Below are 7,464 nucleotides of genomic sequence, written 5' to 3' on the forward strand. Positions count from 1 at the left end.
GGGTTCGCGCCGTCCCCGTACCTCCGCCACCCAGGAGCCCCGCCCATGAACGCGCCCGCACCCCACCCCAGCACCGAGGGCCTCACCCCGTACCCGGTCGGTCTGCTCCTCACCGGCCGGCGCGTGGTCGTGATCGGCGGCGGCCAGGTCGCCCAGCGCCGGCTGCCCGCCCTCATCGCCTCCGGCGCCGACATCCACCTGATATCCCCGTCCACCACGCCGGCCGTGCACGCGATGGCCGACGCGGGCGAGATCACCTGGCACGAGCGCCGCTACACCGACGGCGACCTCGCCGACACCTGGTACGCCCTGGTCGCCACCGACGACCCCGGGGTGAACACCGCGGTGTCCGCCGAGGCCGAGCGGCTGCGCGTCTTCTGCGCCCGCAGCGACGACGCCTCCGCCGCCACCGCCTGGACCCCGGCCAGCGGCCGGGACGGCGGCGCCACCGTCGCCGTCCTCACCGGCGACCCGCGGCACTCCGCCGGCCTGCGCAACGCCATCGTCGACGGCCTGCGGGACGGCTCGCTCGCCGCCCGCCAGTACCGCGAGCGCACCCCCGGCGTCGCCCTGGTCGGCGGCGGCCCCGGCGACCCGGACCTCATCACCGTCCGCGGACGCCGGCTGCTCGCCGACGCCGACGTGGTGGTCGCCGACCGCCTCGCCCCGCGCGAGCTGCTCGCCGAACTCCCGCCGCACGTCGAGGTCATCGACGCCTCCAAGATCCCCTACGGCCGCTACATGGCCCAGGAGGCGATCAACCGGACGCTGATCGACCACGCCAAGGCCGGCAAGTTCGTGGTCCGCCTCAAGGGCGGCGACCCGTACGTCTTCGGCCGCGGCGGCGAGGAACTGCTCGCCTGCGTCGAGGCCGGGCTGCCGGTCACCGTCGTCCCCGGCATCTCCAGCTCGATCAGCGTCCCGGCCGCCGCCGGCATCCCGGTCACCCACCGCGGCATGACGCACGAGTTCACCGTCATCTCCGGCCACGTCGGCCCGGACGAGCGTTCCCTCACCAACTGGGACGCCGCCGCCCGGATGACCGGCACCCTGGTGCTGCTGATGGCCGTCGACAAGATCGGCGCGATCGCCGCCAAGCTCGTCGAGTGCGGCCGACCGGCCGACACCCCCGTCGCCGTCGTCCAGGAGGGCACCACCGCCGGCCAGCGCCGCGTCGACGCCACCCTCGCCACGGTCGGCGCCACCGTCGCCGCCGAGCAGATCAAGCCCCCGGCCGTCATCGTCATCGGCGACGTCGTCAACGTCCTCGCCCACTGACGCCGGACGCGCGATCCGCGGCCCCGACCCGCCCAGGGTCGGGGCCGCGGTGCTTCCCCGACCGGTTTCGAAGAAATCTCCGCCGACCGTGTCGAGAATCCGCGACCGGCTCCGTCCCCGGGGTGAACGCGACCACAATGGGTCGCACAGCACCGAGGAGAACCACACCATGGCCAAGTACCTGCTGCTCAAGCACTACCGCGGCGCCCCGGACCCGGTGAACAACGTGCCGATGGAACAGTGGACGCCCGAGGAGATCTCGGCCCACGTGCAGTACATGCAGGACTTCGCGGCCCGCCTGGAGAAGAGCGGCGAGTTCGTCGACGGCCAGGCACTCGCCCCCGGGGGCACCTTCGTCCGCTACGACGGCGAGGGCCGCCCCCCGGTCACCGACGGCCCGTTCGCCGAGACCAAGGACCTCATCGCCGGCTGGATGGTGATCGACGTCGACAGCTACGACCGCGCCGTCGAACTCGCCGGCGAACTGTCCGCCGCCCCCGGCGCGGGCGGCCGGCCGATCCACGAGTGGCTGGAGCTGCGCCCGTTCCTGACCGAGCCGCCGACCGTCACCGAGTGACCCACCGATGGACGAGTCCCTGCTCAGGAGCCTCACCCCGAGCGTGCTCGGCATCCTCGTCCGCCGCGGGGCCGACTTCGCGGCGGCCGAGGACGCCGTCCAGGACGCCCTGGTCGAGGCCGTCCGCGTCTGGCCCGCCGACCCGCCGCGGGACCCGAAGGGCTGGCTGGTCACCGCCGCCTGGCGCAAGTTCCTCGACGCGGCCCGGTCCGACGCGGCCCGCCGCCGCCGCGAGGACCTCGTCGACGAGGAACCGCCGCCCGGCCCTGCACCCGCGGCGGACGACACGCTCCAGCTCTACTTCCTGTGCGCCCACCCCTCGCTGAGCCCCGCGTCCGCGGTCGCCCTCACCCTGCGCGCCGTCGGCGGACTGACCACCCGCCAGATCGCCCGGGCCTACCTGGTGCCCGAGACGACCATGGCCCAGCGCATCAGCCGGGCCAAACGCACCGTCTCCGGCGTCCGGCTCGACCGGCCCGGCGACGTCGCCACCGTGCTCCGCACCCTCTACCTGGTCTTCAACGAGGGCTACTCCGGGGACGTCGACCTCGCCGCCGAGGCGATCCGGCTCACCCGACAGCTCGCCTCCGCCGTCGACCACCCCGAGGTGTCGGGCCTGCTCGCCCTCATGCTGCTCCACCACGCACGGCGGGCCGCCCGCACCGCCGCCGACGGCAGCCTCGTCCCGCTCGCCGAACAGGACCGCGGCCGGTGGGACACCGCATCGATCGCGGAGGGCATCGGGATCCTGCAGACGGCGCTCGCCCGCGACCGGCTGGGCGAGTTCCAGGCCCAGGCCGCCGTCGCGGCCCTGCACGCCGACGCGCCCACCGCCGCGGAGACCGACTGGGTGCAGATCGTCGAGTGGTACGACGAACTCACCCGCCTGACCGACAGCCCGGTCGTCCGGCTCAACCGCGCGGTCGCCGTCGGCGAGGCCGACGGCCCGCGCGCCGGACTCGCGGCACTCGCCGCCCTGGACACCTCCCTGCCCCGCCGCACCGCCGTCTCCGCCTACCTCCACGAACGCGACGGCGACCTCCCCACCGCCGCCCGCCTCTACGCCGAAGCCGCCCACCAGGCCCCCAACCTCGCCGAACGCGACCACCTCACCCGCCAAGCCGCCCGCCTCAACACCCACCTCCGCCCCTGAGACACCCATCCCCAGAGGGCAGCCACAACAGGGGCGTGGGGAACTGCGGAATCCGCGAGTGGGTATCCCCACGGCACGGGCCGAGCCCTGGTCCGCCGGGAGGCACCCCCACCCCGCCGGTTTGGCCAGTCCCACCCCCACCCGGCAGGATCGACCCCGTGTCCGAACCCCGTACCGTCACCGACCCCGCCGACCCCTGCCTCGCCGACTACACCGGCCTGACCGACGTCGAACTCCGCCGCCGCCGCGAGCCCGCCGAGGGCCTCTTCATCGCCGAGGGCGAGAAGGTGATCCGCCGGGCGGTCGACGCCGGCTACCGCATGCGGTCGATGCTCCTCACCCCCAAGTGGCTGGAGGTGATGGCCGACGTCATCGCGGAGGCCGAAGCCCCCGTCCACGTCGTGGAGCCCGCCCTCGCCGAGCAGGTGACCGGCTACCACGTGCACCGCGGCGCCCTCGCCGCGATGGAGCGCCGTCCGCTGCCCACGCTCACGGACCTCCTCGGCCCGGCCCGCCGGGTCGCCGTCTTCGAGGACATCGTCGACCACGCCAACATCGGTGCGGCCTTCCGCAACGCGGCGGCCCTCGGGGTGGACACCGTCCTGCTCACCCCGCGCTGCGCGGATCCGTACTACCGCCGGTCGGTGAAGGTGTCGATGGGCGCGGTGTTCCAGGTGCCGTGGACCCGGCTGGACTCCTGGCCGGCGGACATCGGGACGCTCCGCGAGGCCGGCTTCACGGTCGCGGCGCTCTGCCTGAGCGAGAAGGCGATCACCCTGGACGAGCTGGCCGCCCGCGACGCCGAGCGGCTCGCCCTGGTCTTCGGCACCGAGGGCGACGGGCTGGCCCGCCGGACCCTCGCCGCCGCCGACGAACACGTCCGCATCCCGATGGACGCCGGTGTGGACTCGCTCAACGTGGCGGCCGCCTCGGCCGTCGCCTTCTACGCGACCCGCCCCCGCTGACCCCGACCCGCCCCCGCCGGCGCCGACGCAGACGCGCCCGCACCGGCCCCGTCCCGCCCGCGCCGCCCCGTCAGCGGCTGCCGCCGGACACCCCGGCGCCCGGCCAGGCCTCTTCCAGGCCGCCGTCGGCCCGCGCGGTGTACCGGGTGGACGAGGTCGCACCGGTCAGCGAGACCTTCTCCTCGCGCAGCAGCGCCCCGTTCTCGAGCCGCCAGGCGGCCGCGGCCTGCGGGTCCGCCGCCGAGGCGCGGGAGGAGACCAGCACCGGCGCGCCCCCGTTGAACGAGAACAGCTCGACCAGGTCGACCGGGACGGACCCTTCGGTCCGCCGCAGCACCACCAGGGCGGCGGGCGCCTCCCGGTAGCGGGCCGGCAGCACGGTGCTGAGCGCGATCTGTGCGCCGTCGCCGCCCGCCTTGCCGTCGTGCAGCCGGATCTCCGGCCCGCCCGCCGGGTCGGAGTAGGCGCGGTTGGCCCAGTCCACGGCGGGCAGCGGACCGGCCGCCGGGCCGAACCCGGCCGCCCCGCCGACCGACGGCGCGGCGGCCGGCGCGGCACTCGATCCGGCCGGTGCGGCGCCGTCCAGGGAGAGCGCGGGTGCCGAGGCCGCGGGGGAGGGGCGGTCGGCCGGGCCGCGTCCCTGGTTGCTGCGGTTCTCGCAGCCCTGCGCGGTCGCGATGGCCAGGGCCACGCCCAGGGTCACCGTGACGAAGACCACCAGCCGCTGCCGCAGCAGCCGCCGCCGGGAGTCCGCCGAGGGCCGCCCGGGGACGGGCGTGTGCTGGCGCTCCCGCGGCCGGCCCGGCGCGGGCGTGTGCGGTCGTACGGGCGTGCGGTGCCGGTCCCGCAGGGTGTCCTGGCCGTCGGGGTGCGGTACACCGCCGTGCGGCGGCTGTCCGGGGGCCCGGCGGGGCGGTCTGCCCGTCGGGACGCGTCCGCCGACCACGGGCCGCTGCCCGCCCGCCCGGCCGTGCCCCGCCGGCTGTCCCGGCCCGTACCCCGGCCCGTACCCCGGGGTGTGGCCCTGTCCGGCCTGCGGACCGGCACCCGGCCGCGGTGTCTGCTGCCCCGGCGCCGGTCCGGCGCCCGGCCCGTGCCCAGGACCAGCGCCGTGTCCCGGAGCCGCGCCCGCGCCCGGACCGTGGGCCCGGTCGGGTGCGGCGACCTGCGCCTGCTGCTGTGCGGCGGGGCCCGGCGCTCCGCTGCGGGCCCGTCCGCCCAGCACGGTGCCCCGCGCGGCGAGTTCGGTCAGGCGCTCGTGCAGCGCCGCCGCGGCGGGCCGCTCGCCCGGCTCCTTGGCCAGGCAGGCGCCGATCAGCGGCGCCAGCACCGGCGGCACGCCGGCGAGGTCCGGCTCCTCGTGCACCACCCGGTAGAGCATCACCTCGGAGGAGGCGCCGGAGCCGAAGGGCGACTCCCCGGTGAGGGCGAAGGCGATCGTCGCGCCGAAGGCGAACACGTCGGTGGCCGGGGTCACCGCCGCCCCGCGGACCTGCTCGGGCGCGAGGAACCCGGGCGAGCCGACCGCCGTCCCGACGTGGGTGAGCGTGGAGGCGCCGCGCGACCAGGCGATGCCGAAGTCGATGATCCGCGGGCCGCGCGGCGAGAGCAGGATGTTGGAGGGCTTGAGGTCGCGGTGGACGACCCCGGCCTCGTGCACCTTCACCAGCCCGTCGGCGAGGGCGGCGCCGATCCGGGCCGCCTCCGGCCAGGGCAGCGGGCCCTCGTCCGTGACCCGCTTGTACAGCGAGGGCCCGGGCACGTAGGCCGTCGCCAGCCACGGCCGCTCGGCCTTGAGGTCGGAGTCGACCACGCGTGCGGTGCAGCCGCCGCGGATCCGGGAGGCGGCGGCGACCTCGCGGGCGAACCTGGTGCGGAACTCCGCGTCCCCGGCCAGCTCGTCGCGGATCAGCTTGAGGGCGACCCGCTGGCCCTTGCGGTCCGAGCCGAGGTAGACCACGCCCATGCCGCCGGCGCCGAGCCGTCGGTGCAGTCGGAACGGTCCGACGATGCGGGGGTCCTCACGCCTCAGCCGCATCATCGCCATACTCGTCCCCGTCAGCCTGTGGAGTGAGGCCCCGTCGAGTGGGCCGTCGTCAGATCCTGTCCGGGACAGCTTACGGACTGGCCGCAGTGCTGTGCTGACACGCAACACCCCGAGGGGCGGTCGGATTGTCCGATCTCCGTCGAAAGGCGTTCCGCGGGTACCCGGAGCACCCTTGTCCGGGGCCTGCGCGTCGCACGCGAACGGCGCTCCGGCGGGCCCGCCCGACGCCGCCGCAGGACGGGCTCCCGGCCGTCCCCGGGAGCCCCCCCTCGGGGTGGGCCTCAGGGTTGCGTCGGGGATGCGATCGGTTCCGTCTCCCCCTCCGGTAGTAGGCGGCACGACCCGGCCTCATCCTCCGGGAGGCCGGTGGAACCGTGCGCGGGCATGACGCCCGGTGGGGGCCCTCCGGCCTACTGTTGATCTCGACGGCGGGCCGCTACTCGTCCCCCGAGGTCCCGGCCCGCCGTCCCGACCACCCGACCGCCCCGTGCGGGCCGCCCAGCGGCCGCGCCCGGCGACGAGCAGGAGCAGACGATCATGGCCACGCAGTTCACCGGCACCGGGCGCCGCCACCGGCCCTTCGGCGGCCAGTCGCCCACCGGGGACAGGCACCCGGCGGTGGCCCTGGCCATCGCCGTGCCGTGCGCGGTGCTGCTGCTGGCGCTGTTCGGCGGCTGGGAGCAACTGGCGACACAGGCTCGCGCCGTCGCCGATCTGATCGGGCGCTGACCCCAGGGGAGGGGTCCGCGCCGGCCGGGCGCGACACCGCAGGACACGTGGACGGGCCGAGCGGTGGCCACCCCGGCAGAGCAGGGGCCGGGTGCAAGGACGTCGGTGAGGGCGTCCGCACCCGGCACCTGCCTTTTCCGCACTCCGCACTCCGACGCGCACGCGTCGCCGTCGGCGCCGGACAACGACGAAGGCCGCGGTCCACCGGACCACGGCCTTCGATCTTCTGTGCGCGATACTGGGATTGAACCAGTGACCCCTACCGTGTCAAGGTAGTGCTCTCCCGCTGAGCTAATCGCGCGGGTTTGTCAAGCCCTGCCGGGCCTGCGTGCGCGATACTGGGATTGAACCAGTGACCCCCACCGTGTCAAGGTGGTGCTCTCCCGCTGAGCTAATCGCGCTGGGATGCCGATCCCCGAAGAGATCGAGTGCGCGATACTGGGATTGAACCAGTGACCCCTACCGTGTCAAGGTAGTGCTCTCCCGCTGAGCTAATCGCGCGGGGAGGGCTCCCGGCGAACCGGGGGCACCTCTTGGAGGTGGAGACGGGATTTGAACCCGTGTACACGGCTTTGCAGGCCGTTGCCTCGCCTCTCGGCCACTCCACCAGGCAACTTCGGAGAACGATCTTACCCTGTTCTCCATCGAGCGGACGACGAGATTCGAACTCGCGACCCTCACCTTGGCAAGGTGATGCTCAGTTGGTAGAGCATCA

At 75.1% G+C, this 7,464-nt stretch carries 5 protein-coding genes, 4 tRNA genes and 1 pseudogene; 5 read left to right on the forward strand and 5 right to left on the reverse strand.

Features of this window, described 5'->3' with window-relative positions:
* The first annotated feature begins 45 nt into the window (after positions 1-45).
* The 4 genes from cobA (at position 46) to ABZ641_RS20715 (ending at position 3,973) form a co-directional block, all read left to right on the forward strand.
* Positions 46-1,278, forward strand: coding sequence for a uroporphyrinogen-III C-methyltransferase (cobA, locus tag ABZ641_RS20700; protein WP_359983716.1), 1,233 nt, complete (start codon positions 46-48; stop codon positions 1,276-1,278).
* A gap of 169 nt (positions 1,279-1,447) precedes the next feature.
* Positions 1,448-1,855, forward strand: a complete 408-nt coding sequence (locus tag ABZ641_RS20705) for a YciI family protein (protein ID WP_344621678.1) — start codon at positions 1,448-1,450, stop codon at positions 1,853-1,855.
* 7 nt (positions 1,856-1,862) lie between these two features.
* The gene (locus ABZ641_RS20710) at positions 1,863-3,008 is read left to right on the forward strand and encodes a DUF6596 domain-containing protein (protein ID WP_359983719.1); all 1,146 of its coding nucleotides are present in this window, start codon (positions 1,863-1,865) and stop codon (positions 3,006-3,008) included.
* Between the two features lie 158 nt (positions 3,009-3,166).
* Positions 3,167-3,973: an RNA methyltransferase gene (locus ABZ641_RS20715; RefSeq protein WP_359983721.1), complete on the forward strand. Its 807-nt coding sequence runs from the start codon at positions 3,167-3,169 to the stop codon at positions 3,971-3,973.
* Positions 3,974-4,628: 655 nt separating this feature from the next.
* Here the strand turns inward: ABZ641_RS20715 and ABZ641_RS20720 are convergent.
* Positions 4,629-6,020 (reverse strand): annotated as a pseudogene (locus tag ABZ641_RS20720) (serine/threonine-protein kinase); the annotation flags it as partial.
* 537 nt (positions 6,021-6,557) lie between these two features.
* Between ABZ641_RS20720 and ABZ641_RS20725 the strand changes: the two are divergent.
* The gene (locus ABZ641_RS20725; RefSeq protein ID WP_344621681.1) at positions 6,558-6,749 is read left to right on the forward strand and encodes a hypothetical protein; all 192 of its coding nucleotides are present in this window, start codon (positions 6,558-6,560) and stop codon (positions 6,747-6,749) included.
* Between the two features lie 229 nt (positions 6,750-6,978).
* On the opposite strand, the gene ABZ641_RS20730 is transcribed toward ABZ641_RS20725, so the two are convergent.
* The 4 genes from ABZ641_RS20730 to ABZ641_RS20745 form a co-directional block, all read right to left on the reverse strand.
* Positions 6,979-7,050: transfer RNA gene (locus ABZ641_RS20730), tRNA-Val, on the reverse strand.
* 28 nt (positions 7,051-7,078) lie between these two features.
* Positions 7,079-7,150 (reverse strand) — tRNA-Val (locus ABZ641_RS20735).
* A gap of 28 nt (positions 7,151-7,178) precedes the next feature.
* Positions 7,179-7,250 (reverse strand) — tRNA-Val (locus tag ABZ641_RS20740).
* A 33-nt stretch (positions 7,251-7,283) separates the two neighbouring features.
* A tRNA-Cys gene (locus tag ABZ641_RS20745) sits at positions 7,284-7,357 on the reverse strand.
* Positions 7,358-7,464: the final 107 nt, after the last annotated feature.

The sequence above is a fragment of the Kitasatospora sp. NPDC007106 genome, assembly GCF_040634455.1.
GTDB classification, from domain to species: Bacteria; Actinomycetota; Actinomycetes; order Streptomycetales; family Streptomycetaceae; genus Kitasatospora; species Kitasatospora arboriphila.